Source organism: Antarctobacter sp. (assembly GCF_048262615.1).
GTDB lineage: Bacteria > Pseudomonadota > Alphaproteobacteria > Rhodobacterales > Rhodobacteraceae > Antarctobacter.
Window position 1 is genome coordinate 206594 of sequence record NZ_JBLXFB010000004.1, and the last position, 24947, is coordinate 231540.

Below are 24947 nucleotides of genomic sequence, written 5' to 3' on the forward strand. Positions count from 1 at the left end.
GGCGGACCGATGGAAGCGGATTATGTGATTGTCGGCGCGGGATCGGGCGGCTGCGCCATCGCGGCGCGGCTGACGCAGGCGGGCAAATCGGTGATTGTCATCGAACATGGCGGCAGCGACTGGGGGCCGTTCATCAACATGCCCGGCGCGCTGAGCTATCCGATGAACATGCCGCGCTATGACTGGGGCTATCAGACCGAACCGGAACCGCACATGGGCGGGCGGCGCATGGCCTGTCCGCGTGGCAAGGTGATCGGCGGGTCGTCGTCGATCAACGGGATGATCTATGTGCGCGGTCATGCGCTGGATTATGACCATTGGCGCGACGCGGGCTGCGAGGGCTGGGGCTATGCGGATGTGCTGCCGTACTTCAAGCGCATGGAGGACTGGCACGATGGCGGGCATGGTGGGGATGCGTCGTGGCGCGGGCAAGGCGGGCCACTGCATGTGACGCGCGGCAAGCGGGACAACCCGCTGGTGCAGGCCTTTGTCGAGGCCGGTGGTCAGGCGGGCTATCCGGTCACGGGCGATTACAACGGCTATCAGCAAGAGGGCTTTGGCGCGTTTGACATGACCGTCTGGCAGGGGGAACGCTGGTCGGCGGCCAAGGCCTATCTGCGTCCGGCTCTGGCGCAGGGGGCGGAACTGGTGCGGGCCTTTGCGCGGCGGGTGGTTTTTGAGCAGGGCCGCGCCGTGGGGGTCGAGGTGACGCGCGGCGGCACGGTCGAGGTGATCCGCGCGCGGGGGGAGGTGATCCTTGCCGCCAGTGCGATCAACTCTCCCAAACTGCTGATGCTGTCGGGGATCGGGCCGGGGGCGCATCTGGCGGAGCATGGCATCGAGGTCTTGGCGGACCGGGCGGGCGTGGGGCAGAACCTGCAAGACCATCTGGAACTGTATATCCAGATGGCAGCGACGCAGCCGGTGAGCCTTGCGAAATACTGGAGCCTGATGGGCAAGGCCTGGGTCGGGCTGCAATGGCTGCTGGCACGCAAGGGGCCGGGGGCGTCGAACCAGTTCGAAAGCGCCGGGTTCATCCGGTCGCAGGCGGGTGTGCAATACCCGGATATCCAGTATCATTTCCTGCCCATCGCGGTGCGGTATGACGGCAAGATCGCGCCGGAGGGACATGGCTTTCAGGCGCATGTGGGGCCAATGCGGTCGCCGTCTCGGGGCGAGGTGACGTTGCGGTCGGCCGATCCGGAACAGGACCCGCGGATCTTTTTCAACTACATGAGCACCGATCAGGACTGGCAGGATTTCCGCCGCTGCATCCGGCTGACGCGAGAGATCTTTGGGCAGGAGGCCTTTGCGCCCTATCGCGGCAAGGAGTTGCAGCCGGGGGATCAGGCGCAGTCGGACGCGGATCTGGACGCGGTGATCCGCGAGCACGCCGAAAGCGCCTATCACCCCTGTGGCACTTGCCGGATGGGGGCGGCGGACGATCCGCTGTCGGTGGTGGACCCGCAGGGCCGGGTGATTGGCGTTGAGGGACTGCGCGTGGCGGACAGTTCGATCTTTCCGCGCATCACCAATGGCAACCTCAACGCGCCGTCGATCATGGTGGGCGAAAAGATCGCCGATCACGTGTTGGGCCGACGTTTGCCGCCTGAAAACGCGCAGCCTTGGGTGCATCCGCAGTGGGAGACCGCGCAGCGGTGAAATCGTTAACCACGTCTGGCGGCGGTTAACCTTTCGTTAACAAATGACTTGAAAACGGGCGGGCGCGCACAGATCTTAACGAGATGTTAAGGTTTTGTTTCGCACTTGTTCTTTCGTCTCTGGCCTCGGTCGCTTTGGCGGACCTGAGCGGTCCTTTGCGGGTCATCGACGGCGATACGGTTGCGATTGGCGAGACACGCATTCGCCTGCACGGGATCGACGCCCCGGAAAACGGCCAGTTCTGCGGCAACCGGACCGCGCCCATGTGGCCTTGTGGCAGTTGGATCACTGGCGAGGTGCGGGCGCGCTTTGACGGGCGCAACGCCCGGTGCGCGGCCGTGGACATGGACAAATACGGGCGCACCGTCGCCCGCTGCGCGGTTGCGGGTGAGGATCTGGGGGCGGCGCTGGTGCGGGGCGGGCTGGCCTTTGCCTATGTGCGCTATTCCCCTGACTACCTGCCGCAACAGGCGGAGGCGGCGCGACGCGGCGCGGGGCTGCACGGGGCGGGGGTGGAATCGCCTGCGGATTTCCGCAAGGCGACGCGGCGCGGCCATGACGCGCAGCACCTTGCCAGCGCGCCAGAGGGCTGCGTGATCAAGGGCAATATCTCGAACCGGGGTGACGCGCATATCTATCATATGCCGGGGCAGGCGTGGTACGGCGCGACCCGGATCAATCTGGCCAAGGGCGAACGCTGGTTCTGTTCCGAGGCAGAGGCGCAGGATGCCGGATGGCGGCGGGCGCATCACTGACCGGGCGGGTTTTCTGGCGCTAAAAAATGTATTGCCTGCGCGGATTTGATCCCGGTCAAGGTGTGTGATCACGGCATGTGCAAGTTGGTGTGCAAGCAGACCAGATGGAGACGCCAATGTCGCACACACCGCACGAACTGTCCGAAGAATTCCCCGAGTTCGCAGACAAGATGCACAAGCTGAAACAGTCGGACGCACATTTCGCCAAGCTGGCGGATGAATACCATGAGATCAATCGGCAGGTGCACCGGGCCGAAACCAATGTGGAGCCAATGGAGCATCTGGCCGAGGATCAGTTGCGCAAGCAGCGTGCGTCTCTCAAGGATGAGATCTATGGCATCCTGCGCGCCTGATTGGCTTTGACGGCCAGCCGTTTTTTGACGACGCCCCGGTCATGGCCGGGGCGTTTTCATTTCAGCGTCGCCTCGATGGCGCGCGTCATCTGGGTGGAAAGCGGCCGGGTGGCAGAGCCGAATGTGGCTGTGATCTGGCCATCGGGGCCGATCAGCACCTTGTTGAAGTTCCACGCCGGGGTGAACCCGGACTGTTGCGCGACCCAGCGGTAAAACGGATGCGCCTGCGGCCCCCGGACCGGGGTGATGTCGGTCATCGGCATGTCGAGGTCAAAGTTGACGGCGCAGAACTCTTTGACCTCTTCTGCGGTGGACAGTTCCTGCCGGAAGTCGTTGGAGGGCACCGCAAGCACGATCAGGCCGCGGTCGCGGTAACGGTCGTACAGCGCCTGAAGGCCGTCGTATTGCGGGGTAAAGCCACAGCGCGAGGCGGTGTTGACCACCAGAACCGGGCGGCCCTGCCAGTCATCCAGCGACAGGGTGCCGCCGTCGATGCTGTCAAAGGTGAACCCCTGCGCGGCCCAGACGGGAAACGCGATCAGGGCGGCGAGCAGGGTCAGGAGACGGGACTGTATACAGGTCATGGCAAAGCATCCTAAAACTAGGCTTGAGCTAGGGCTTGGCGCATTTTGTCAAGGTCTGGCCAGTGGATGACCGGCGGACGGCGCGATCAAGGTCGCTGTGGCGACTGCCTGCCAAAGCCTGCGCGCAGGACTGGAAAAGGGTGAATCCACAGCGGTGTTGCGGACCGCACAGCTTGACCCCGGTGTTTTTTGGCGCATCCTGAGCGGGCATTGAACCTTTAGGATCCCCTTTGGATAGGACTTTTCTGATGCGTCCGATTTTCTTGACCATCTGCTTTGGCATGGGCTTGTCTGCCGTGTCCGCCGCCGCCGAAGACGGCTGCAAGCTGTACCCCACCGGCAGCGTGATCGAGTACAGTTATGAACTGGTCGGACCGGAGGCCTGTCTGGCGTTTTGTGAACAAACAGAGGGCTGTGTGGCCTGGTCCTATACGCCGCATAATTTCAACCCCAAGACCGCGCCGGGGGAATGCCGCCTTCTGCCGGACGAAGGCACGCGCGAAGATCACGCGCGCGACTTTTGCGGCCGTTTGGGCGGCTGAGCGGATCAGTTGGCGGCGCGGTCGTATTCCAGCAACATGAAGGGTTTGCCCTTGCCTGTCTTCAACAGGTAGCCGTTGCCGGCGAACGGCTTGTATTCCGCGCCGTCGATCCAGAGCATCGGCGCGGCGGGGTCCAGCGCGACCGTCTGACCGGCATCGGGCACAAGGGTCATCACGGCGGTCCAGCCATGGGGTTCGTTGATGTAGACGGCCAGACTTTCGCCGGTGGCGGTGTAGTCCATCGCCATGGTGCCCGCGCCTGCGACGATCCATTTGGTGCCTTCCAGTTCGATTTGTGAACCAGCGGCGGGATAGCTGTCCTGAGCGAAACCGGGCAGGGCGGTCAGGCCCAGAAAAGCGGACAGTGCCAAAAGGCGTAACGATCTCATACGGGGCTCCTGTCAGAGACCAAAAAGGCATGGGGTTTCCCCCGGTCACGGCAGCCGGTCACCGGACAACCGGCGACCGGCAGGGGCGATCACATCTCGCCGCAAAAGACCTTGGCGGACTCTTCGCGGCTGAACACGCCTTTGATCAGCTTGCACTGACCGGGCATCGAGGCATCAAAGCTGTGCGGACGGAAGGTCCAGCTGTCGCAGCCCTCTGTGGTCTTGCAGGCGGCGACACATTCATCCGCTGTGGTGAAGGTGTCGATGAATCCGACCTGATCGACAGGCGTGATGGAACATTTCTCAAAGTCATCCGCCTGGGCGCTGGCGGCGACAAAAATCGAAACGAGGGATGCGGACAGCAAAAGTTTGCAGGACATCTAAAATACCTTTCCGAATTGGTGTTGGAATGGCTTGATCCTATCAACCGCTTCCGTAACGGAACGGGGAATATCCACGACGGCTTCCCCGGCTGGACGCGTATCATGGCAAAATCGGCCCCTGCGCGGTGACCGCGCAGGGGCCGGGGGGTTATTCCATCGCTTCGAGTTCCTCGATAAAGCCCTCGATCATCGACAGGCCCTTGTCCCAGAATTTGGGGTCGCTGGCGTCCAGTCCGAACGGGGCCAGCAAGTCCTTGTGATGCTTCGATCCGCCCGCCTTGAGCATGTCGAAATATTTGTCCTGAAAGCCCTCGGGCTGTTCCTGATAGGCGGCATAAAGCGCGTTCACCAATCCGTCGCCAAAGGCATAGGCGTAGACATAAAAGGGTGAGTGGACGAAGTGCGGGATGTAGCACCAGAAGGTCTCATAGCCGTCCATGAACTCGAACGCCTCGCCAAGGCTTTCGGCCTGCACCGACATCCACAGGGCGTTGATGTCGTCCGGGGTCAGTTCGCCGCCGCGCCGCGCAGCGTGCAGTTTGCACTCGAAGTCGTAAAAGGCGATCTGGCGCACAACCGTGTTGATCATGTCCTCGACCTTGCCCGCCAGCAGGACCTTGCGTTCCTTGTCGCTTTTGGCGTTCTCCAGCATCTTCTGGAAGGTCAGCATCTCGCCGAACACGCTGGCGGTTTCGGCCAGCGTCAGGGGCGTGGACGACAGCATTTCGCCCTGATCGGCGGCCAGCACCTGATGCACGCCGTGGCCCAGTTCATGCGCAAGGGTCATCACGTCGCGCGGTTTGCCAAGGTAGTTCAGCATCACGTAGGGGTGGACGTCGGTGACGGTGGGATGGGCAAAAGCCCCCGGCGCCTTGCCCGGTTTCACGCCCGCGTCGATCCAGCCCTTGTCAAAGAACGGTGTCGCGATCTCGCCCATGCGGGGATCGAACGCGGTGTAGGCGCTCATCACCATCTCGCGCGCCTCGTCCCAGCCGACAACGCGGTCGGTTTCCAATGGCAGCGGCGCGTTGCGGTCCCAGACCTGCATCACGTCCAGACCCAGCCACTTGCGCTTCAGCTCATAGTAGCGGTGCGAAAGGCGCGGATAGGCGGCGACAACGGCGTTGCGCAGCGCCTCGACCACCTCGGGTTCGACATCGTTGGACAGGTGGCGGCCGGTCTGGGCGGTGGGCATCCCGCGCCAACGGTCCAGCACTTCTTTTTCCTTGGTTTGCGTGTTGTGGACGCGGGCGAAGGTCTTGACGTTGTCGGCAAAGACGCGGGCCAGCTCAACGGCGGCGGCTTCACGTTTGCTGCGGTCCTGATCGGTGAGCAGGTTCAGCGTGCCCTCGATGTTCAGATCCTCGCCGTCGACCTCAAAGGTCAGCCCGGCGATGGTTTCATCGAACAGCCGTTCCCACGCGTCGCCCACAACGCCCAGATCGTGCAGGAACTTTTCCAGCTCATCGGACAGTTGATAGGGCTTCATCGCGCGCATCCGGTCAAAGGCGCGTTTGTAGCGGTTCAGGTCGGCGTTGGCGGCAAAGAGCGTCTCATAGTGATCGTCGCCAAGGCGGTTCGCCTCAAGCGAGAAAAACACCAGCGGGGTGGTGTAGTTGGTGATCTTTTCCTGACAGTCGGACAGGAACTTGGCGCGCTCGGCGTCGGTGGTCAGCTGGTAATAGCGCAGACCGGCGAAGGACATGATGCGTCCTGCAACCGCCGAGATCTTTTCGTTGCGCAGCACCAGCGTCAGAAAGGCGTCGGCGTCCAGCGTGTCCAGCTTGCCCTCATAGTCGTCGGCAAAGCTGCGGCAGGCGTCCTCCAGCCAGTCGAGGTCGCGCTTCAGTTCCGGCGCGTCGGGCGAGGGGTAAAGATCGGTCAGGTCCCATTCGGGCAGATCGCCCAGATCCTTGCCCCCGGCGCTGGGGTTGGCATCGAAAAGCGGTTTTTTGGCGAACGTGCGCATGCGGCCCTCTCTTGTCATTGCCCTTCACATAGGGGGCGACCGTGCGCGAAGGCAACCGGCACACAATAATTTTGGAGGTCTTGACGCAGAAAAGGTTTCGGGTTGGCGCGGGACTCTCGTTAAGCTTCCGACAGGGAAGATGCGATTATCCAATTCAGGGAGGAGATTTCAGCATGTCAAATACCTCAATACTTTACGGGGCGGGTGGCCTTGTGGTCGGGGCGCTGGCCGGGGTCGCGTTCAGCGGGTCCGACAGTTCCGAGGATCTGCGCAAGGTTCTGGGTGATACGGTGGTTCCGGCGCAGGAAGTGGCGCAAAAGGCAGCCAAGTCCCATGAAGAGCAGCTTGCCGCCCTGCAAAAGCGTCTGGATGCACTGGAGGCCGGTCTGGCGGAGAATGCGCCCGACTTGACGGCGGTTACGGCGGGCCTGTCCAAGGAGATGACCGCCAAGCTGGACAGCCTGAGCACCGCGCTGGGCAACGAGATCGCGAAATCTTCGGCCGCGCAGGCCGAGACCCTCAAGGCCACTCTGGCCGATCTGTCCGCAGGCATCGAGAAAAACGCGCGCGCGGCAGTAACCGCAATGGCGGGGACGGACGATGCGGGGCCAGCGGCCCCCGCCAAATCCGCGTCCGACAACGACACCATGCTGGCGGGGGCACTGGGGGTTGGCGACACGGCGCTGTTTGCGGAAGGCGCGGTGCGGGCCTTTGTCTCGCGCATTGATCCGTCAGGCGGCGCGGTGCGGTTGTCGGTCAATGGCGGGCTTGTGACCTTGGGGGCCGGTGGTTCGACCAAGGTGTCGATGGGCCGGTCCGACTGTACGGTCACGGTCGAGGCTCTGAACGGTCAGGGTGTCACGCTGGGGTCCGACTGCGGGGTGCTGCCGCCGCCTCCGGCGCTGACAGCGCCGGACGATGGCGTGGCGCCGGGACATGCGGTCAGCCTTGCGGACGGGGCGGTGCGGGTTTTTGTGTCCAGCGTGGACAGCGACGCCCGGACGGCGCGCATAGCGGTGAACGGTGTCCAGACCCAGCAGGTCTCGGCGGACAGCCGCCTTGGCGTGGAGTCCGGTGACAAATCCTGCACCTTGCAGGTGACCGGGATCGGCGAAGGCATGATCGGGTTCGAAGCCTCCTGCGACTGACGCGGGGCGACCGTCTGGCCTCACGCCAATACCGTCGCCCCTATGTCCCGCAGCGGGCCGGGGGGCGACGCCTGTCAGAAGCGCCGTTCCAGCGTCAGGTGCACGGCGCTGTCGCGCGCACCATCGGTGACGGCGAACAAGACGCTGGAATCGCCCCGGACCTTGTAATCCAGCGCAAGGCCATAGGCGTCGTCCTTGCCCTTGTCGGTGATCTCTCCAAAGGCCAGCATGTCGACCCGCGAAGACACCGGAAAGACAACGTCCAGCGCCAGCGCATCGGGTGTGTCGTTGGCATCCGGGTGCAGGTAGGTGATGCCCACATCCATCTGCCCCATGTCGAAACGCGCGCCCAGTTTGGCGTTGATCCCCTCATGGGTGAAATCATCCTCGGTCACGGTTTCCACCGCAGCGGCCAGTTGCCAGCCTGCCCCGTGATAGGTCAGAGCGATGGAGGCAGAGCGGAAATTGCCCTTGTTCGCGTCGTGCAAAGAGACAGCGACGTCGGTCTGCCCGAAGGATTGTTGCCACGATATGCCCCAAGGCACCGCCGTGCGGCGCATCGCCTCGACTGTGGCATGGGCGCGGGTGTATTCGGCGCGCTCATACGCCAGATAGGGCGCGGCACGGGCAAAGACCGACGGCAGCACCTGATCGAAGGCCGGGCGCACGACGCCCACGCGCCATGTGTCATCCCAGACAAAGGCGCCATAGGTTTCATGCGGGCGCTTGCCGTCGAGGCCAAAGAGATAGGCCCCCAGCTCAAATGTCAGCGGATAGCGCCGGGTCAGCGGAATGGTCGCGGTGGCGTCGATGACACCGATGCCCGATCCACCGGCAATGTCCGTTGTCCCAAGAGCAAGCGTGCCCTCAAAGCTGACGGATTGGGCCGACAGGGCGGCGGGCCAGAGAAGACCAAGCGTAAGAAGCGCGGAACGGACCATGAGAAGCAATGCCTTGATTTAATTGCGCCAAGGTTAGCCACTTAGATCCAGCCGCTGCCAGTCCGCAATACCGGACCCTGCGATAATCGCGGAATGTTTCAGCCGTAGGCGGCAAGCAGCGCACGCAGATCGTCCAGCGTGTTGGCGTCCTGGGCAGATTTGTCCTGCCGCCAGCGGGCCATGCGGGGAAAGCGCAGCGCAAGGCCGGACTTGTGCCGGGGGCTTTCGTGGATGCCCTCAAAGGCGATCTCGAACACATGTTCGGGGCGGACCTGCCGCACCGGGCCAAACCGTTGCAGCGTGTTCTTGCGGACCCAGCGGGTGATCTGTTCGAATTCCTTGTCGGTCAGGCCGGAATAGGCCTTGGTGAAGGGCACCAGATCGTTGCCCTGCCAGACGGCAAAGGTGAAATCGGTGAACAGGGTGGCGCGGCGGCCGTGGCCTTGCTGGGCGTAGATCATGACCGCGTCGACGGTCAGCGGGTCCAGCTTCCATTTCCACCAGTCGCCTTTCTTGCGGCCTGACAGGTAGGGGCTGGATGTGCGTTTCAGCATTAGCCCTTCGGCGCGCATGTCGCGGGCCTTGGCGCGGGTGTCGGCAAGACTGGCCCATGTATAAAAGGGCACGATGGGCGAGGGGCGGATGGGGGCATCCTCTGGCAGGTCGGCCAGCAGGGCGTCCAGTGTGGCGCGGCGCTGCGCCAACGGCGCATCGCGCAGGTCACGCCCATTGTGTTCCAGAAGGTCGTAGGCCAGCAGGATCACCGGCGCCTCGCGCAGCAGTTTTTTCGGCACGGTCTTGCGCCCGATGCGCGGTTGCAGCGTGTTGAAGGGCAGCGGTTGCGAGCCGTCCCAGGCGACAATCTCACCGTCCAGAACGGTGCCCGGTGGCAGGAAATCGACCGCGCGGGCAAATTCGGGGAAACGGTCGGTCATCAACTCTTCGCCCCGTGACCAGACGTGGTAGGCGGTGTCGCGCAGGATCACCTGCCCACGGATGCCGTCCCATTTCCATTCCGCTTGCCAGTCGGCGGGATCCCCCAGCGCGTCGGGCGCACCGTCAAGCTGGTGGGCCAGATAAAACGGGTAAGGGCGGCTTTGATCGGCGGCGGGGTCTTCGGCCTCGATCAGCGCGTGGTAGCTGGTGGTCTCGGGCGTCCATCCGCCCATCAGCTTGTGCGCAAGGGTGGCCTCTGGCTGTCCGGTGGCCTGCGCCAGCGCGCGGGTCATCAGCTTGCGGCTGACGCCGATGCGGAAGCCGCCGGTGATGAGTTTGTTGAACAGGAACCGTTCGGTGGTATCCAGACGGTCCCATGCGTCAAGGATGCGGGGTTTGCGGTTCTCCAGAGGGACGTCGTGCAGGGCGCGCAGAACGTCGATCCAGTGGCTCAGACTGTGGTCTGAGGTCTGCGTGGGCGGCGGCAGGATCAGGGCAAGGGTTTCGGCCAGATCGCCGACGATGGGATAGGATTCTTCCAGCAGCCAGAGCGGGATGCCCGCGCGCTCTGCCGCCCATGTGCGCAAGTCGGTGGTGGTGACGGCGCGTTTCGGGCGGCGGCCTGAAAACAACGCGATGCACCAGAGTTTGTCGCTGTCGGGCGCATGGCTGAAGTAATCGGCCATAGCCTTTGTTTTTACACTGGTTTTGGTGGTCTGGTCGATGGCGGCAAAGAGGGCGGCAAAGCGTTTCATGACGGCTCTTCCTCGCCGCCGAATTCTGTCGGGACAATTTCGGCATCATAGCCTTGGGTCTTTAACCAGCGTGAGAAGATGTCCGTGTAACCATGCGTTACATATATCTTTTCCGCCCCGGTGGCCTTGATCGCCTGATGCAGTCCGGGCCAGTCGGCGTGATCCGAGATGACAAAGCCACGGTCCATCGCCCGGCGACGGCGGATGCCGCGCAGGCGCATCCAGCCAGAGGCAAACCCGGTGGCGGCAGGGCCAAAGCGGCGCGCCCATGCGCTGCCGAACGCCGAGGGCGGCGCAAGGACCAGCGCGCCCTTGTGCGCCTTGACCTCTGTGTCGGGCGTGACGGGGATGGTGGCGGGCAGCGGGTAGCCCTGCGCGCGCAGGATGGCATTGGTGGCCTCGACCGCGCCGTGGGTCAGGATCGGGCCTTGCGGTTCCAGCAGCGACAGCAGGCGCTGTGCCTTGCCCAGCGAATAGGCCCCCAATAGCGACGCGCGGCCCTGTGCGGCGTTGTCCGCCCACCATGTGTTGATCTGGGCCGCGACCGTGTCCTGCGACGGCCATGTAAAGACCGGCAGCCCAAAGGTGCATTCGGTGATGAAGGCGTGGCAGGGCACCGGCTCAAACGGTTCGGACAGCCCGTCGGCGGCGGTCTTGTAGTCGCCGGAGGCCACCCAGACCTGCCCGCCGACCTCGACCCGGATCTGGGCGGAGCCGGGCAGGTGGCCTGCGGGGTGAAAGGACACCCGCGCGCCGCCGATCATGCGCGCCGCGCCATAGGCGATCTCCTCGGCGTTGATCTCACCCAGACGGTGACGGATGACCGGCAGCGCGCCGGTGGTGGCCAGATAGGCCCGGTGGCCCGGACGGGCGTGGTCTGCGTGGCCGTGAGTGATCAGCGCGCGGTCCACCGGACGCCATGGGTCGATGTAAAAATCGCCTGCGGGGCAATAGATGCCCCGGTCGGTAAAGGTGAGAACGCGCTTTGACATGAAGCTGAGGATAGGCGGTTTTTTCGCGCAGGCCAGCAAGGGTGCCCTTGCGTCCCGGCAGATGCTTGCGCAAGGGTGCCCCGCAAACAGGAGGGTGGCATGGGTTTTGCGGATTTCAGAAAACAGGTACTGAGCGGCGCGCCGCTGGCGGGGACATTCGTCAAGACGCCCTCGATCCCGGTGATCGAGGTGCTGGCGCAGTCGGGGCTGGATTTTGTCTGTCTGGATGCGGAACACGCGCCGTTTGACCGGGCGGCGCTGGACGCCTGCGTGGCGGTGGCGCGGGCGCTGGATTTCCCGATGATGGTGCGGGTCGGCGACGCCAGCCCGCGCGAAATCCTGCAAGCGCTGGACTATGGCGCGGTGGGCGTTGTCGTCCCCCATGTCGAGACGGTGGAACAGGCGCAGGCGGTGGCCCGAGCGGCGCGCTTTGGCCTTGGCGGGCGCGGCTATGCCGGATCAACGCGCTGGGCGGGCTATGCCACCCGCACCATGCCCGAGTTGCTGGTGCAAAGCCGGGAGGAAACGGTGGTGCTGGCCCAGATCGAGGAACCGGCGGCGGTAGAGGTCTGCGAGGACATCGCGGCGGTCGAGGGGGTGGACGGGCTGTTTCTGGGCCCGGCGGACCTGTCGGTGGGCTATGGCCACAGCAATACCGACAATGCCGAGGTGAAAGAGGCCCTGACCCGCGTGGGCGCGGCCTGCCGGGCGGCGGGAAAGGGCTATGCCAGCTTTGTCGGCACCGGGGCAGCGGCGCAGGACTGGGCGACAGCCTATGGCGTCAACATCTTTTGCATCGCGTCGGAACACACATGGCTGCGACAGGGCGCGGCAGAGGCGGCGCGTTTGGTTCACGATATCGGCGATTGACCCGCGGGGATGCTGCGGGTCAGGCCCGCAGCGCCGTCTGGTCACCGGCGTTGTCAAAGTGGGCGACGATTTCGGTCAGGACACGTTCACGGATCAGCGATCCTTCCATCAGGATTTCGTGTTCCCCCCGGTCGACCATGTCCAGCCGCCCGTTGCGCCAACGCGCCATACGAGAGCGAATCCGGTCGATATCGACGATGCGCTCATTGGTGCCGCAATAGCAGATGCAGGGTTGCTGCGGCGAGGGCAGACGGGTCAGGCGCCGCGTTTCGGCCAGCGCCTCATGCAGCCAGTGCAGGGACGGCCCGCCCAGTTGCAGTTCCGGGATCGCCAGCACCTGACGGCGCATGTAGTCCCAGCTTTCGGGGTCGGTGGTCAGCAGGTTTTCGGCAAAGGCGTTGGAGGCGACATAGCTGTCCACGCCGGTTCCGGGGGCAAAGAGGTGCCCCAATCCGACGGTTTTCGACATGCGCGAGATCGCCCATGCGGCGGGGCGCACCGGATCGGCGATGCGGATGCCCCACATCGGCCCGGTAAAGACGCAAGAGGCCACATCGAGCCCGTCATAAATCGCGCGTAAGCCGATGCAGCCGCCCATGGAATGGGCGATCAGATGGCGCTGCCCCGGCAGGCCCAGATCATCCGCCAGCCGGGTCATCGCGGCAACATCGCGCTGGTAGTCCTCAAACACGCCGACATGGCCGGTGCGGCGTTCGTCCAGCATCCGGTCGGCAAGCCCCTGACCGCGCCAGTCTATGGCCAGCGTGTGATAGCCCGCGTCCGACAGGACACGGGCCACACGACCGTATTTTTCGACGTATTCGGTGCGTCCGGGAAACATCAGCACCGTGCCCCGCGCCCCCTGACTGGCGTAATGCGCGATGCGCACGCGCAACCCGTCCGAGGTGGTCATCCACCAGGCGCGGGAGTCGGCCGGACCCTCAGCGAGGTCGGCATGGAATGGCGCGGGAGAGGCGTTCATCAGGCCAGAACCTGTGCAAGGCGCATGGCGGCGGACATGTCGCCGTCGATGGCCAGTTTGCCCGACATAAAGGCCGAGGTTGGGTCGAGGTCGCCGCTGACGATAGCCTCAAAGGTTTCTGCGCTGGCTGTCATGGTGACATCGGCCTCTTCATCACCGGCATGGGCACCGTTTTCATCAATGATCAGGCTGCCTTCATCTTCGATGGTCATTTTCGCGGTGCCGTCGAACCCGCTACCGCCCATTTTTTCATTCAGGGCGGTTACGGCCGCGTTAACAGTGTCGCTCATTTTTGCTCCTCGGCTTTCTCTCATAAACGTGCGCTGGAAAACCGGCGCACAGGCGCTACACTCAACCCAAGTTATGAGGACGGCAATTATGGAATACAAACGTATCCTCGCGGCATTTTGCGCCCTAGTCATGATTTCCCTACCTTCCCTTGGGCGGGCACAGGACAGGGCGCAGGCGTTGCTTCAGGAACTGTTGCAGGCCGAGACGGAGGTGGCCGCGCAACGGCTTGAGAATCAGATCATCTCAGAGTGGTCAAAGTCCGGTTCGGCCAGCATGGACTTGCTGTTGAAACGCGGACGGGATGCGCTGGACGTCAAGAATACCGCCGCCGCGATCGAACATTTCCACGCCCTGACCGACCATGCGCCGGATTTCGCCGAAGGCTGGCACGGGCTGGCGCTGGCCTATTTCGAGGCAGAGCGGTTTGGCCCGGCGATGGATGCGCTGGAACATGTTCTGGCGCTGAACCCCAACCATTTCGCGGCCTTGCGCGGGGTCGGAGCGATCAACGAGAGGGTCGGCAAAACCGGCCTTGCCTATCGCGCCTACGAGAAGGTACTTGAACTCAGGCCGCATGATCCCAACGTTGAAAAGGCGATGGAACGGCTCGAACGTGAGGCCATCGGCATCACACTCTGACGAGGCGGACGGGCGCGGCTCTGGCTGGGGCGCGACGCCCGAAATATAGGCGGCCCCATGGCCCAGAGATCGCGGATCGCGGCCGTTCTGGGCCCGACCAACACAGGCAAGACCCATTACGCCATCGAGCGCATGCTTGGCTATCGCAGCGGCATCATCGGCCTGCCGCTGCGCCTGCTGGCGCGCGAGGTCTATGACAAGATCGTGACCATTCGCGGCCCGTCCGTGGTGGCGCTGGTCACCGGCGAGGAACGTATCGTGCCGCCGCGCGCCCAGTACTGGGTCTGCACTGTCGAAGCGATGCCAGAGGGCATGGGCACCGATTTTGTTGCCATCGACGAAATCCAGCTGTGCGCCGACCCAGAGCGCGGCCATGTCTTTACCGACCGCCTGCTGCGGATGCGCGGCACCCATGAAACGCTGTTTCTGGGGGCCGACACCATGCGCGGCCCGATCTCGGCGCTGGTGCCGGGGGTGGAATACGTCCGCCGCGAACGGATGAGCCAGCTTGTCTATACCGGATCGAAAAAGATCAGCCGACTGCCCGCGCGCACCGCGATTGTCGGCTTTTCGGTCGATAACGTCTATGCCATCGCGGAATTGCTGAAACGCCAGAAGGGCGGGGCTGCGGTGGTCATGGGCGCGCTGAGCCCGCGCACGCGCAACGCGCAGGTGGAACTGTATCAGAACCGCGAGGTCGATTACCTCGTGGCGACCGATGCCATCGGCATGGGCCTGAATCTGGACATCAACCATGTCGCCTTTTCCTCGCTGACCAAATTCGACGGTCGGCGGATGCGCGCCTTGCAGCCGAACGAGTTGGCGCAGATTGCCGGGCGCGCGGGGCGGGGCATGTCGGATGGCACCTTTGGCGTCACCGGCGATGCCGGGCAGCTTCCCGACGACTGGGCCGAGGCGATCTGCAACCACAGCTTTACCCCGCTGAAAAAGCTGCAATGGCGGTCTGCGGCTCTGCGGTTTGGGTCCATCGACGCGCTGGAGGCCAGTCTGGATGTCAGCCCGGACCACGATACCCTGACCAAGACCCGCGAATCCGACGACCTGCGCGCCTTGCGCGCCTTGGCCAGCGAGGCAGAGGTGCGGGCGCGGGCCTCTGACGCGGTGTCGGTGCAGTTGCTGTGGGATGTCTGCCGAATCCCTGATTTTCGCGGAATCTCTCCGGCGGAACATGCGGGCCTGTTAAGCGTTATCTTCGGGCATCTGCACCAGCGAGGCGGCGTTCCCGATGATTTCATGGCCCGGCAGGTCAATCGGATCGACCGGACCGATGGCGACATTGACACATTGTCGAAACGGCTGGCGTATATCCGCACATGGACATATGTCGCTCAGCGCAAAGGCTGGGTTGGGGATGAAGACCATTGGCGCGGGCGGACTCGCGCTGTAGAAGACGCCCTGTCGGATGCCCTGCACGAGCGTCTGACGCAAAGATTTGTAGACCGCCGCACCTCTGTGCTGTTGCGGCGGTTGAAACAGAAGGAGGCCCTCTTGGCCGAAGTAAACGATCAAGGCGAAGTCACCGTCGAGGGCCATCTCGTCGGACGGCTCGAAGGGTTCCGGTTCCGTCAGGACAAAGAGGCAACCGGGCAAGAGGCCAAGACGCTGCGGCAGGCAAGCCTGCAAGCGTTGACGCCGCATTTCCATCTGCGCGCGGACCGGTTCTACAATGCACCGGACACCGAGATCGACTTTACCGAGCAGGGCGGCCTGATGTGGGGCAACCAGGCGGTCGGTAAACTTGCCAAGGGCGACGATGCGCTGAAACCCCGCGTGGTGGCCTTTGTCGACGAAGAAGCCGGGCCGGATGTGGCTGGCAAGGTCGAGCGTCGCTTGCAGCATTTCATGGACCGCAAGATCGCCGCGCTGTTCGAGCCGCTGCTGAAGATGCGCGACGACGAGACGCTGACCGGGCTGTCGCGCGGCTTTGCCTTTCAACTGGTCGAGGCGATGGGCGTGATTCCGCGCGCCCAGATCGCCGATGACGTCAAGGCGCTGGATCAGGACGCGCGCGGTGCGCTGCGCAAACATGGCGTGCGCTTCGGGCAATACACGATTTTCATGCCGCTGCTGCTGAAGCCCGCGCCGACCCGGCTGCGGCTGGTGCTGTGGTCGCTGGCCAATGGGCTGGACGAATTCCCCGAGGCGCCGCCGCCGGGTCTGGTGACCGTGCCCAATATCGATGAGGTTCCCGCGCAGCACTATTCGCTGGCGGGCTACCGCAAGGCGGGCGCGCGCGCGATCCGGATCGACATGCTGGAACGTCTGGCCGACATGCTGCGCGCCGAAGACAGCCGCGGCGGGTTCGAGGCCAAGCCCGACATGCTGTCGATCACCGGCATGACGCTGGAGCAGTTCGCCGACCTGATGCAGGGGCTGGGCTATCGCGCCGAAAAGGGCGAACGCGCCAAGGTGAAACCGGTGGATGCGGTTGTGGCGACAGAGGCCGGTGCGCCTGCGGATGACACACCGGTGATGGATGCCGCCGCCGAGGAACCGACAGGCGTGACACCTGATGCGGCTGAGACACCGGCCCCTGCGGATGTGGCCGAGCCGGTGGCCAGACTGGAAGATCAGGGAGAGGCGCCCATTTCTGCCGAACCGGCAGAGCCCGTGACCGAAACCCCGGTGCCCGACACCCCCGAAGAGGAAATCCTGCCGGGGACAGCCCCGGACGAGGCGCTGGCCGGGCCAGAGCTGGAGGTATTCTATGCCTTCACATGGGGCGGCAATCGCGGCAACACCCAGCGGCGCGGCGCGGGCGGCAACAAACCCCGGCGCGAGGCCCGCGGCGGCGAGGCCCCCAAGGGGGATCGCGGCGGGCGTCCGCAGCGTGGCAACAAGGGTGGCGAAGGCGGCGACCGGCCGCGCGGCAAAGGCGGCAAACCTAAGGGCAAGGGCAGACCGCCCAAGCACGAGGGCGGCAAGAGCTTTGAGGCGCGCCCGCCCCGCAAGGAAAAGCCCATCGACCCGGACAACCCCTTTGCGGCGGCGCTTATGGGGCTGAAGGACAAGACGTGATTGGCTGACCCCGCCCTCAAGATCCGCCTCGACAAATGGCTGTGGCATGCGCGTTTCTTCAAAACGCGCTCGCTGTCGGCCAAGGCGGTGCAGGGCGGGCATTGCCGCGTGAACAGCGTGCCGGTGGCCAAACCCGCCTACATGGTGTCCCCCGGCGACGTGCTGACCTTTCCGCAGGCCCGCGATGTGCGGGTGATCCGAGTCATCGCATTGGGCGAGCGGCGCGGCCCGGCCCCCGAGGCGCAGGCGCTGTACGAGGATCTGTCGCCCCCGGTCCCGAAAGAACGGCAACCGGACACCCCGCGCTATGACGGCGGCGGACGTCCGACCAAGAAGGACCGCCGCCAGTACGACAAGTCGCGCCCTTCGGCGCTTGAATGATGGCCGTTGCTGGATTAGCTAGAGCCAAACTTACGCCGCCAGGAACGAGAGCCTCATGACCTACGTCGTCACCGACAACTGCATCGCCTGCAAATACACGGATTGCGTCGAGGTATGTCCGGTGGATTGTTTCTATGAGGGTGAGAACGCGCTGGTGATCCACCCCGACGAATGCATCGACTGTGGCGTCTGCGAGCCGGAATGCCCTGCGGACGCGATCCGGCCGGACACCGAGCCGGACATGGAGAAATGGGTTGAATTCAACCGCAAGTATGCTGAAATGTGGCCTGTGATCATCACCAAGAAAGATCCGCTGCCAGAGGCAGAGGATCGCGACGGTGAGACCGGTAAGCTCGACAAGTACTTTTCCGAGGCACCGGGCGAAGGCGGCTGAATTGATTCGGGGCACCTGCTGCGCCGCCGCATGAGGTTGGTTCCTCAAGTGGCTGTTCTTGTGGGCGTTTCTGACGATTTGCGACGGCGCTAGGATGCGGTCGCATTCTGTGCTATACATATGTTTCACATGAGTAATGCACGTGCGTGGCGCAAAGCCCATCGGCCTTTCGAGGCATAACCAGACTGTATGACATGAGATGAACGGGAATCCTGCGGTCCCCGGTCGTCTTTCTTGTCGCCTGTCAACTGCTGAGTTGCGAGGACTGACTTACATGACCAAGACCAAAAAAGCTGACTTTCGTCCGAATGATTACGTTGTCTATCCGGCGCATGGCGTCGGCCAGATCGTGTCGATCGAAAAGCAAGAGATCGCCGGGATCAACCTCGAACTCTTTGTGATTTCTTTCGAAAAGGACAAGATGACCCTGCGCGTCCCGACGCACAAGGCCACCGAAGTTGGTATGCGGTCCCTGTCCTCGCCCGATGTGGTGGACGAGGCGATGAAAACGCTGCGTGGCAAGGCCAAGGTTAAGCGCGCCATGTGGTCGCGCCGCGCTCAGGAGTATGAGCAAAAGATCAACTCGGGCGATCTGATCGCGATTGCAGAGGTCGTGCGCGACCTGCACCGCGCCGACGATCAGCGTGAGCAGAGCTATTCGGAGCGTCAGCTGTACGAGGCCGCGCTGGAGCGTCTGACCCGCGAAGTGGCCGCCGTTTCGGGGGATGAGACAGCCGCCGCGAAACAGGTGGACGATGTTTTGAGCCTGCGCGCCGCGTAATTGCCGCAGATCTAAACGCACTGAACCGCGTCCCTACGGGGGCGCGGTTTTTTTTGTGCCTGTACGCCTGAACGCCTGTTCCGGCCTAGGGTCAGGCCGCGTCCTGCTTTCCGCGCGCGGTGAGGGCGGTATAAAGTTCCGTCTCCAACTCGCGCTCCAACTCCTTGGAGCGCGCCACATAGGCCGCGTTCTCGGCCTGCGGCACCGAAGGGTCCCACAATTCCGCCAGTTCCTGAATGGTCTTGCGGTCGTGGTGGTAAAAGGTCTCTTCGGCGATGGCCGCCTCGAACTCTGTCATGCCGACGTTTTCCAGCACGTAGCGCCCGGCGCGCAGGCTGGAATCGAACATTTCGCGCACGATGTCGTTGGCCCCAGCCTGATACAGCGCGTAGACATGCGTCCGGTCGCGGGCGCGGGCGACAATATGCAGGTCGGGACGGATGCGGCGGGCATAGGCCACCAGCTTGGTCGTGGCCTTGGGGTCGTCCAGCGCGGCCACCAGAACACGCGCGCTTTCGATCCCCGCCGCATGCAGCAGTTCCGGTCGGGTCGGATCACCAAAGAACCCCTTGACCCCGAATCGCCGCATCAGCTGGATCGTCTTGATGTCATGGTCCAGCACCACGGTCCGGTGGCCCGCCGACCGCACCAGACGATTGACGATCTGTCCGAACCGCCCGATCCCGGCGATGATGACCGGACCTTCCTCGTCAATCGTGTCCTCGGTGGTGTCGTCGACAACCTTGCTGAAGCCCTTGTTGAGATAGTCGAACAGCAGGAACATCAGCGGTGTGATCAACATGGTCATGGCGATCACCAGCAAAAGCCGGTCGCCCAGCACATCGGGAAAGACGTTTTGCTGGCGGCCAAAGGAGATTAGCACAAAGCCGAATTCGCCCGCCTGAGCCAGACCCAGCGTAAACAGCCAGAGCCCGCGCTTGCGCAGGCCAAAGCCGCGCCCCAGTCCGTATAGCACCGCGCCCTTGATCAGGATCACCGCCAGCGCCAGCCCCAGAATGGTCAGCGGCTCGGCAAACAGTGCTCCGACGTCGATCCCGGCCCCGACAGTGATAAAGAACAGGCCCAGAAGCAGCCCCTTGAACGGTTCCACATCCGATTCCAGCTCATGCCGGAACTCGGAGTTGGCCAGCACCACACCGGCGAGAAAGGTGCCCAAGGCGGGGGACAGGCCCACCAGCATCATCAGAAAGGCGATGCCGATGACGATCAGCAGCGCCACGGCGGTGAACATCTCTGGCAGACGGGCAGCGTGGATATAGCGAAACAGCGGCCGCGCGCCATAGATGCCGGCAAGGATGATCGCCGCGATCACACCCAGCGTCACAAGGGCCGCGCCCCAGCCGGGCAACCCCTCGACCAGCGACAGGCTGGCATGGTGCGCCTCGTCGGCGGCGTGGCCGTCGACCTTGTTCAGGAATTGCGCGGGGCTGACAAAAACTGCCACCGACAGCAGCGGAAAGATCACCAGCATGGGGATCACCGCAATGTCCTGCGTCAGCAACACCGAAAAGGCAGAGCGTCCGCCGTTGGTCTGCGTCAGTTTCTTTTCATTGAGCGTTTGCAACACGATAGCGGTAGAAGACAGCGCAAGTGCAAGGCCCACGGCCAGCGCCGTCTGCCAGTTCAGACCCAGCGCCATGGCCCCGGCAAGGATCGCGGTGGTCGTCAGCAGAATCTGCAATCCGCCCAGCCCGATCAGGCGGTGCCGCATGTCCCACAGCGCGCGGGGTTCCAGCTCCAGCCCGATCAGGAACAACATCATGACCACGCCGAACTCCGCGTAGTGCTGGATGTCCGCCGTATCGACGACAAGGCCCAGACCCGGCCCGATCGCAAGCCCCGCCAACAGGTAGCCCAGTACCGATCCCAGCCCCAGCCGCGCGGCCAGAGGCACCGCGATCACCGCCGCAAGCAGAAAGACAGAAGCCTGAAAGAGAAAGGAATCCACACTCCACCCCACTGATTGCGCCCATACACCATATTGTGCCCTAGAGTGCCGCAGAGGCAACAGGTGACATTTCGCGTGTGACTCAAATCAACGCGAACCGACCGCGCTCGGCCAGCGGCCGCTTACTCGGCGGGCAGCATCGGGATCTGCGGTCGGGGCAGGCGCGGGCGCAGGCGTGACCAGCGAGGGGCGCACTGCGCGGGCAGCAGGGCGCGCAGCCGGTCCAGCGGCATCTCGCCGGTCAGAACCGCGCGATACAGCGGGAAAACGCCATCGCGCAGGTAGGGCGACCAATGGCAGATCAGACGCTCCGGCGCGGCAATCGGAAAGCCCGCGCGGCGCAGGGCGGCAAGGCTTTGGGCGTCGTCCAGTTGCAGGGTGACCATGCGCGGGTGACGCAGGCCGCCATGGCCCAGCATCCGGTCGCCGCGCTGCTGCGGGGGAACCAGCCATTCCAGCACAAAATCGTAGAGATCGTTTTCGCGGCTGGTGACGTTCAAAACCTCGGTCCGCCGTCCGGCATCGCTGTCCAGTGTACCGCAGGCAGCGGCACCGTATTCTGCCGCCGCCAACAGGACCGCGCAAGAAATCGCGCCGGGCGCGCCAGCGCGCACCGCCGTCAGGGCAACCCGCGCCCCCAGCGAATGGGCAATCACATTGATGCGGCGGGAGGGCGCATATCGGCGGATGTCGCGCACCAGCGTGGCCAGCGCCTGACCCGCCGCCTTGGCCTGCCGGTGCGCCGCCCAGATCGAGCCGCGCGCCTTCCAGCCAAAGGAAATCGCCAGACCCTGTCCGTGCTGCCCGTGCAGGCCCAGCCGCTCTGGCCAGCTAACGATCTTCCGGCCGGTGTTGCGCGGTTCCGGCGACAGCAGCGATCCATGGGGGCAATGCACAGGATGTCCGGGCAGGTATTTGTATCCGTGCACCATGATCGTGACCGGCCCTGTGTCCGCCGCAAGGGCGGCGGCAAGCGCAGGCTGTAAAGGCAGGCCGTCGCCATGCAGGCGAGGGTCGGAATCCGTCACGGTGACGCATAGCATTGGCATTGCAACGTCCCACTACATCTTGTGCGAGGAGCTAAGCCAAGGCTGCGACGAAATCGTGAAGGTCCGGTTACATTGGCGTGACGCACTTGCAATGTGTTTTTAACGGCTCTATGCCAAGCGCAGTGGCGATTTGTTTACCGGATTGCGGGCCACGGAGGGCGTCGACCTTTCAAATTCCGCTAAAGAGGTCAGACGGAAGGCTCCTTTCGCTTGACCGCGATCGGGGCTTTTTTGTTGGGAGAGAACCCATGACAATCGATAACGGCCAATCAGTTGGCAAGGCGACCAAACTCGTACATGGCGGCACCAAACGCAGCCAGTGGGGGGAGGTCAGCGAAGCGATCTTTCTGACGCAGGGCTTTGTCTATGACACGGCCGAGGCCGCAGAGGCGCGCTTTCTCAAGGCGGGTGAGGACGAGTTTATCTATGCCCGCTACGGCAACCCCACGGTGGCCATGTTCGAAGAGCGTATGGCGCTGCTCGAAGGGGCGGAGGACGGCTTTGCCTGTGCCTCTGGCATGGCGGCGGTCAGTGGCGCGCTGACCTCGATGCTGAAGGCGGGGGACCATGTGGTTTCGGCTCGCGCCCTGTTCGGGTCCTGCCTGTATATCGTCGAAGAGGTGCTGACCCGCTTCGGGGTCGATGTGACCTTTGTCGACGGTGCCGATCTGGCGCAGTGGGAGGCGGCGCTGCGCCCCGACACCAAGGCGGTCTTCTTCGAGAGCATGTCCAACCCGACGCTGGAACTTGTCGACATCGAGGCAGTGGCGACTCTGGCGCACAGGGTCGGCGCGACGGTGATTGTCGACAACGTCTTTTCGACGCCTGTCTACTCAAAGGCCATCGCGCAAGGCGCTGATCTGGTTGTCTATTCCACGACCAAACACGTGGATGGGCAGGGCCGTTGCCTGGGTGGTGTGATCCTGGGGACGCGCGCGCACATCCGGGGCGTTGTCGAACCGTACATGAAGCACACCGGCGGCTCGATGAGCCCGTTCAACGCTTGGGTCATGCTCAAAGGGCTGGAAACGGTCGGCCTGCGGGTGCGCGCCCAGACTGAGGGCGCGGTGGCGCTGGCCGAGGCGCTGACCGGCCACCCCAAGGTGGCGCGGATGATCTATCCGGGCCATGCCAGCCACCCGCAGCGTGCGCTGGCGGAGCGTCAACTGGGGGCGGGCGGTACGCTGGTGTCCTTTGAGGTCACGGGCGGCAAGGAGGCAGCCTTTCGTCTGCTCAACGCGCTGCAAATCGTGATCATCTCGAACAACCTCGGCGATGCAAAATCCATCGCCACACATCCGGCGACCACCACGCATCAGCGGTTGAAGCCCGATCAACGGGCCGCGCTGGGGATCGGCGACGGGATGATCCGGCTTTCGGTCGGGATCGAGGATCCGCAGGACCTTGTGAACGATGTGCTGCGGGCACTGGACGCGGTCTGATCCCGGTGTGCCGCCTCTGAGTGATCCAGTCCAATCTTAATGACGTATAAGTTGATGAGATTGGAATTGCGGTAAACAGTTCTTAGGTCTCTGGTTGTAGGACATGCGCGAAAGGGGTGGACCTGACATGAACATCCACACACCGGACATTGACCGGAAACCCAGCAAGGAGGAGGCGGCAGAGGCGCTCGCCCTCCTTCGGCGTTGGGCGTCAAAGGCTCAGGACACTGAGATCGCGGCGCTCGACCCGGTGGTTGCACGGCTTGCGCCCGACGCCGCTCCGGACAGCTACCCGGCGCTGTCGAACAGCTATCCCGCGGATTTCCGCGTCGACTCCGCCTACAAGGCGTCGCTGCCGGACCTGCAAAATGGCCCATCCTCGCTGATCCGCGGGGCGAACCGGGCGATCCAGCATGTGGGAATCTCGAACTTTCGCCTGCCGATCCAGTATCACACCCGTGACAACGGCGATCTGCGGCTGGAAACCTCGGTAACGGGGACGGTCAGCCTTGAGGCCGACAAAAAGGGCATCAACATGAGCCGCATCATGCGGTCGTTTTATGTCCATTCGGAAAAGACCTTCAGCTTTGAGGTGATCGAGGCGGCGCTGGACGATTACAAGGCCGACCTCGACAGCTTTGATGCCCGCATCAACATGCGCTTTTCCTTTCCGATGAAGGTGGAAAGCCTGCGGTCGGGCCTGTCGGGTTATCAGTATTACGATATCGCGCTGGAACTGGTCGAACGCGACGGGGTGCGCCGCAAGGTCATGCACCTCGACTATGTCTATTCGTCGACCTGTCCCTGTTCGCTGGAGTTGAGCGAACATGCCCGCCGCACGCGTGGTCAGCTGGCCACGCCGCATTCGCAGCGTTCCGTGGCGCGGATCTCTGTCGAACTGCGTGACGGCGACTGCCTGTGGTTTGAGGATCTGGTCGACATGTGCCGCCGCGCCGTGCCGACCGAAACGCAGGTCATGGTCAAACGTGAGGATGAACAGGCCTTTGCGGAACTCAATGCAGCCAATCCGATCTTTGTCGAGGATGCGGCGCGGCTGTTCGCGGAACAATTGCAGGCGGACCCGCGGGTCGGCGACTATCGCGTCGTGGCCAGCCATCAGGAAAGCCTGCACAGTCACGATGCGGTCTCTGTCCTCACGGAGGGAGCGCTTTTTGCCGCCGACAGCCTCGACCCCAAGCTGTTCTCGACACTCTTCCACGTCGGATGATGCATTGCGCGGCACCCGCAAACCGGGTGCCGCCGCTTTGAGCAGAACACATTGCTCCTCAGTCTCTTGTGGCGTGGTCATGGCGTGTTCATGGCATGGTCATCGTTTCTGTGAGACACTGAGGGCAGGGAGGAAACCGACCGTAAAAAGGAAAGGTTTCCAGTCATGACGCGCGACAATATCCAGATCGGAATGGGCCACAGGTCCCTCAACACCCGAATTGACGTCTATCTTTCAGAAGTGGGATTCGGGCTGAACCCGGCACAATTGCGCCGGGCGCGGCTGCGCCAGATCATCACGCTGGAATGTGCAAGCGACGCTGAACTGGCCCGCCTTGGCATCCGTCGGGACGATATCCTGCCCTTTGTTTTCCGCGATCTTCTGGCCGCGTAGACACGGGGTCACAGGGCGCACCGCTCTGACGGGGCGTTGTGCCCGCACCCACATGCTTGACAGTCCCGCGCGGTCAGGCC

At 63.6% G+C, this 24947-nt stretch carries 25 protein-coding genes; 14 read left to right on the top strand and 11 right to left on the bottom strand.

The genetic code is table 11. The annotated features are described in order from the left end of the window. The first annotated feature begins 9 nt into the window (after positions 1-9). From betA to ACN0S5_RS06460, 3 genes are all read left to right on the top strand, one after another. A complete protein-coding gene (gene betA / locus ACN0S5_RS06450) occupies positions 10-1662 on the top strand; it encodes a choline dehydrogenase (RefSeq protein WP_417207103.1) in 1653 nt (550 codons plus the stop codon). Positions 1663-1817: 155 nt separating this feature from the next. Then, positions 1818-2417 (top strand): thermonuclease family protein, encoded by a 600-nt coding sequence (locus ACN0S5_RS06455; RefSeq protein ID WP_417207105.1) that lies wholly within the window; start codon positions 1818-1820, stop codon positions 2415-2417. Between the two features lie 116 nt (positions 2418-2533). Further along, the gene (locus ACN0S5_RS06460; protein ID WP_417207107.1) at positions 2534-2770 is read left to right on the top strand and encodes a YdcH family protein; all 237 of its coding nucleotides are present in this window, start codon (positions 2534-2536) and stop codon (positions 2768-2770) included. 56 nt (positions 2771-2826) lie between these two features. On the opposite strand, the gene ACN0S5_RS06465 is transcribed toward ACN0S5_RS06460, so the two are convergent. Then, on the bottom strand, positions 2827-3354 hold the full coding sequence (locus ACN0S5_RS06465) for a glutathione peroxidase (RefSeq protein WP_417207109.1): 528 nt from the start codon (positions 3352-3354) through the stop codon (positions 2827-2829). Positions 3355-3602: 248 nt separating this feature from the next. Between ACN0S5_RS06465 and ACN0S5_RS06470 the strand changes: the two genes are divergently transcribed. Then, positions 3603-3896: a PAN domain-containing protein gene (locus ACN0S5_RS06470; RefSeq protein ID WP_417207111.1), complete on the top strand. Its 294-nt coding sequence runs from the start codon at positions 3603-3605 to the stop codon at positions 3894-3896. A gap of 5 nt (positions 3897-3901) precedes the next feature. Here the strand turns inward: ACN0S5_RS06470 and ACN0S5_RS06475 are convergent, their stop codons facing one another. From ACN0S5_RS06475 to ACN0S5_RS06485, 3 genes are all read right to left on the bottom strand, one after another. Further along, positions 3902-4285 (bottom strand): hypothetical protein, encoded by a 384-nt coding sequence (locus tag ACN0S5_RS06475; RefSeq protein ID WP_417207112.1) that lies wholly within the window; start codon positions 4283-4285, stop codon positions 3902-3904. 89 nt (positions 4286-4374) lie between these two features. Continuing rightward, on the bottom strand, positions 4375-4665 hold the full coding sequence (locus ACN0S5_RS06480; RefSeq protein ID WP_417207114.1) for a hypothetical protein: 291 nt from the start codon (positions 4663-4665) through the stop codon (positions 4375-4377). A gap of 151 nt (positions 4666-4816) precedes the next feature. Further along, positions 4817-6637, bottom strand: coding sequence for a M3 family oligoendopeptidase (locus ACN0S5_RS06485; protein ID WP_417207115.1), 1821 nt, complete (start codon positions 6635-6637; stop codon positions 4817-4819). 173 nt (positions 6638-6810) lie between these two features. Between ACN0S5_RS06485 and ACN0S5_RS06490 the strand changes: the two genes are divergently transcribed. Next, a complete protein-coding gene (locus ACN0S5_RS06490) occupies positions 6811-7785 on the top strand; it encodes a hypothetical protein (RefSeq protein ID WP_417207117.1) in 975 nt (324 codons plus the stop codon). 74 nt (positions 7786-7859) lie between these two features. Here the strand turns inward: ACN0S5_RS06490 and ACN0S5_RS06495 are convergent, their stop codons facing one another. The 3 genes from ACN0S5_RS06495 to ACN0S5_RS06505 form a co-directional block, all read right to left on the bottom strand. After that, positions 7860-8726: a hypothetical protein gene (locus tag ACN0S5_RS06495; protein WP_417207119.1), complete on the bottom strand. Its 867-nt coding sequence runs from the start codon at positions 8724-8726 to the stop codon at positions 7860-7862. 98 nt (positions 8727-8824) lie between these two features. Next, the gene (locus ACN0S5_RS06500; RefSeq protein ID WP_417207122.1) at positions 8825-10417 is read right to left on the bottom strand and encodes an ATP-dependent DNA ligase; all 1593 of its coding nucleotides are present in this window, start codon (positions 10415-10417) and stop codon (positions 8825-8827) included. Then, on the bottom strand, positions 10414-11409 hold the full coding sequence (locus ACN0S5_RS06505) for a ligase-associated DNA damage response exonuclease (RefSeq protein ID WP_417207124.1): 996 nt from the start codon (positions 11407-11409) through the stop codon (positions 10414-10416). The genes ACN0S5_RS06500 and ACN0S5_RS06505 overlap by 4 nt, the downstream gene beginning before the upstream one ends. 99 nt (positions 11410-11508) lie before the next feature. Here ACN0S5_RS06505 and ACN0S5_RS06510 point away from each other — a divergent pair, with 99 nt between their 5' ends. Further along, positions 11509-12279, top strand: coding sequence for an HpcH/HpaI aldolase family protein (locus ACN0S5_RS06510; protein ID WP_417207126.1), 771 nt, complete (start codon positions 11509-11511; stop codon positions 12277-12279). A 19-nt stretch (positions 12280-12298) separates the two neighbouring features. On the opposite strand, the gene ACN0S5_RS06515 is transcribed toward ACN0S5_RS06510, so the two are convergent. Then, positions 12299-13261 (bottom strand): alpha/beta fold hydrolase, encoded by a 963-nt coding sequence (locus tag ACN0S5_RS06515; RefSeq protein WP_417207128.1) that lies wholly within the window; start codon positions 13259-13261, stop codon positions 12299-12301. Continuing rightward, positions 13261-13551 (bottom strand): SCP2 sterol-binding domain-containing protein, encoded by a 291-nt coding sequence (locus ACN0S5_RS06520; protein ID WP_323771167.1) that lies wholly within the window; start codon positions 13549-13551, stop codon positions 13261-13263. Before ACN0S5_RS06520 ends, ACN0S5_RS06515 begins: the two co-directional genes overlap by 1 nt. An 88-nt stretch (positions 13552-13639) precedes the next feature. On the opposite strand from ACN0S5_RS06520, the gene ACN0S5_RS06525 reads away from it, so the two are divergent. The 5 genes from ACN0S5_RS06525 (at position 13640) to ACN0S5_RS06545 (ending at position 18786) form a co-directional block, all read left to right on the top strand. Then, the gene (locus ACN0S5_RS06525) at positions 13640-14191 is read left to right on the top strand and encodes a tetratricopeptide repeat protein (protein WP_417207130.1); all 552 of its coding nucleotides are present in this window, start codon (positions 13640-13642) and stop codon (positions 14189-14191) included. A gap of 57 nt (positions 14192-14248) precedes the next feature. Next, positions 14249-17230, top strand: a complete 2982-nt coding sequence (locus tag ACN0S5_RS06530) for a helicase-related protein (protein ID WP_417207131.1) — start codon at positions 14249-14251, stop codon at positions 17228-17230. Beyond that, on the top strand, positions 17231-17611 hold the full coding sequence (locus tag ACN0S5_RS06535; protein ID WP_417207133.1) for an RNA-binding S4 domain-containing protein: 381 nt from the start codon (positions 17231-17233) through the stop codon (positions 17609-17611). It abuts the gene before it with no gap. Positions 17612-17666: 55 nt separating this feature from the next. After that, complete coding sequence (gene fdxA, locus ACN0S5_RS06540) at positions 17667-18005, top strand: ferredoxin FdxA (RefSeq protein WP_417207134.1); 339 nt, start codon at positions 17667-17669, stop codon at positions 18003-18005. A gap of 274 nt (positions 18006-18279) precedes the next feature. Continuing rightward, the gene (locus tag ACN0S5_RS06545; protein ID WP_417207135.1) at positions 18280-18786 is read left to right on the top strand and encodes a CarD family transcriptional regulator; all 507 of its coding nucleotides are present in this window, start codon (positions 18280-18282) and stop codon (positions 18784-18786) included. A 91-nt stretch (positions 18787-18877) separates the two neighbouring features. Here ACN0S5_RS06545 and ACN0S5_RS06550 read toward each other — a convergent pair whose 3' ends face one another. Both ACN0S5_RS06550 and ACN0S5_RS06555 read right to left on the bottom strand, forming a co-directional pair. Further along, positions 18878-20755, bottom strand: a complete 1878-nt coding sequence (locus ACN0S5_RS06550) for a cation:proton antiporter (protein WP_417207137.1) — start codon at positions 20753-20755, stop codon at positions 18878-18880. Between the two features lie 122 nt (positions 20756-20877). Beyond that, a complete protein-coding gene (locus ACN0S5_RS06555) occupies positions 20878-21804 on the bottom strand; it encodes an alpha/beta hydrolase (protein WP_417207139.1) in 927 nt (308 codons plus the stop codon). Between the two features lie 248 nt (positions 21805-22052). On the opposite strand from ACN0S5_RS06555, the gene metZ reads away from it, so the two are divergent. The 3 genes from metZ (at position 22053) to ACN0S5_RS06570 (ending at position 24867) form a co-directional block, all read left to right on the top strand. Then, positions 22053-23246, top strand: a complete 1194-nt coding sequence (gene metZ / locus ACN0S5_RS06560; protein ID WP_417207142.1) for an O-succinylhomoserine sulfhydrylase — start codon at positions 22053-22055, stop codon at positions 23244-23246. A 127-nt stretch (positions 23247-23373) separates the two neighbouring features. Next, a complete protein-coding gene (gene folE2, locus ACN0S5_RS06565) occupies positions 23374-24474 on the top strand; it encodes a GTP cyclohydrolase FolE2 (RefSeq protein WP_417207145.1) in 1101 nt (366 codons plus the stop codon). 165 nt (positions 24475-24639) lie between these two features. Next, positions 24640-24867 carry a hypothetical protein gene (locus ACN0S5_RS06570; protein ID WP_417207148.1) on the top strand — a complete coding sequence of 76 codons (228 nt, stop codon included), beginning with the start codon at positions 24640-24642 and terminating at the stop codon, positions 24865-24867. The last annotated feature ends 80 nt before the right edge of the window (positions 24868-24947 follow it).

What these genes read in the sequence shown, in the direction of transcription:
- betA (WP_417207103.1), top strand. Translation starts at nt 10, where the DNA reads ATGGAAGCGGATTATGTGATTGTCGGCGCGGGATCGGGCGGCTGCGCC.
- ACN0S5_RS06460 (WP_417207107.1), top strand. Translation starts at nt 2,534, where the DNA reads ATGTCGCACACACCGCACGAACTGTCCGAAGAATTCCCCGAGTTCGCA.
- ACN0S5_RS06465 (WP_417207109.1), bottom strand. Translation starts at nt 3,354, where the DNA reads ATGACCTGTATACAGTCCCGTCTCCTGACCCTGCTCGCCGCCCTGATC.
- ACN0S5_RS06470 (WP_417207111.1), top strand. Translation starts at nt 3,603, where the DNA reads ATGCGTCCGATTTTCTTGACCATCTGCTTTGGCATGGGCTTGTCTGCC.
- ACN0S5_RS06475 (WP_417207112.1), bottom strand. Translation starts at nt 4,285, where the DNA reads ATGAGATCGTTACGCCTTTTGGCACTGTCCGCTTTTCTGGGCCTGACC.
- ACN0S5_RS06480 (WP_417207114.1), bottom strand. Translation starts at nt 4,665, where the DNA reads ATGTCCTGCAAACTTTTGCTGTCCGCATCCCTCGTTTCGATTTTTGTC.
- ACN0S5_RS06485 (WP_417207115.1), bottom strand. Translation starts at nt 6,637, where the DNA reads ATGCGCACGTTCGCCAAAAAACCGCTTTTCGATGCCAACCCCAGCGCC.
- ACN0S5_RS06490 (WP_417207117.1), top strand. Translation starts at nt 6,811, where the DNA reads ATGTCAAATACCTCAATACTTTACGGGGCGGGTGGCCTTGTGGTCGGG.
- ACN0S5_RS06495 (WP_417207119.1), bottom strand. Translation starts at nt 8,726, where the DNA reads ATGGTCCGTTCCGCGCTTCTTACGCTTGGTCTTCTCTGGCCCGCCGCC.
- ACN0S5_RS06500 (WP_417207122.1), bottom strand. Translation starts at nt 10,417, where the DNA reads ATGAAACGCTTTGCCGCCCTCTTTGCCGCCATCGACCAGACCACCAAA.
- ACN0S5_RS06505 (WP_417207124.1), bottom strand. Translation starts at nt 11,409, where the DNA reads ATGTCAAAGCGCGTTCTCACCTTTACCGACCGGGGCATCTATTGCCCC.
- ACN0S5_RS06510 (WP_417207126.1), top strand. Translation starts at nt 11,509, where the DNA reads ATGGGTTTTGCGGATTTCAGAAAACAGGTACTGAGCGGCGCGCCGCTG.
- ACN0S5_RS06515 (WP_417207128.1), bottom strand. Translation starts at nt 13,261, where the DNA reads ATGAACGCCTCTCCCGCGCCATTCCATGCCGACCTCGCTGAGGGTCCG.
- ACN0S5_RS06520 (WP_323771167.1), bottom strand. Translation starts at nt 13,551, where the DNA reads ATGAGCGACACTGTTAACGCGGCCGTAACCGCCCTGAATGAAAAAATG.
- ACN0S5_RS06525 (WP_417207130.1), top strand. Translation starts at nt 13,640, where the DNA reads ATGGAATACAAACGTATCCTCGCGGCATTTTGCGCCCTAGTCATGATT.
- ACN0S5_RS06530 (WP_417207131.1), top strand. Translation starts at nt 14,249, where the DNA reads ATGGCCCAGAGATCGCGGATCGCGGCCGTTCTGGGCCCGACCAACACA.
- fdxA (WP_417207134.1), top strand. Translation starts at nt 17,667, where the DNA reads ATGACCTACGTCGTCACCGACAACTGCATCGCCTGCAAATACACGGAT.
- ACN0S5_RS06545 (WP_417207135.1), top strand. Translation starts at nt 18,280, where the DNA reads ATGACCAAGACCAAAAAAGCTGACTTTCGTCCGAATGATTACGTTGTC.
- ACN0S5_RS06555 (WP_417207139.1), bottom strand. Translation starts at nt 21,804, where the DNA reads ATGCCAATGCTATGCGTCACCGTGACGGATTCCGACCCTCGCCTGCAT.
- metZ (WP_417207142.1), top strand. Translation starts at nt 22,053, where the DNA reads ATGACAATCGATAACGGCCAATCAGTTGGCAAGGCGACCAAACTCGTA.
- folE2 (WP_417207145.1), top strand. Translation starts at nt 23,374, where the DNA reads ATGAACATCCACACACCGGACATTGACCGGAAACCCAGCAAGGAGGAG.
- ACN0S5_RS06570 (WP_417207148.1), top strand. Translation starts at nt 24,640, where the DNA reads ATGACGCGCGACAATATCCAGATCGGAATGGGCCACAGGTCCCTCAAC.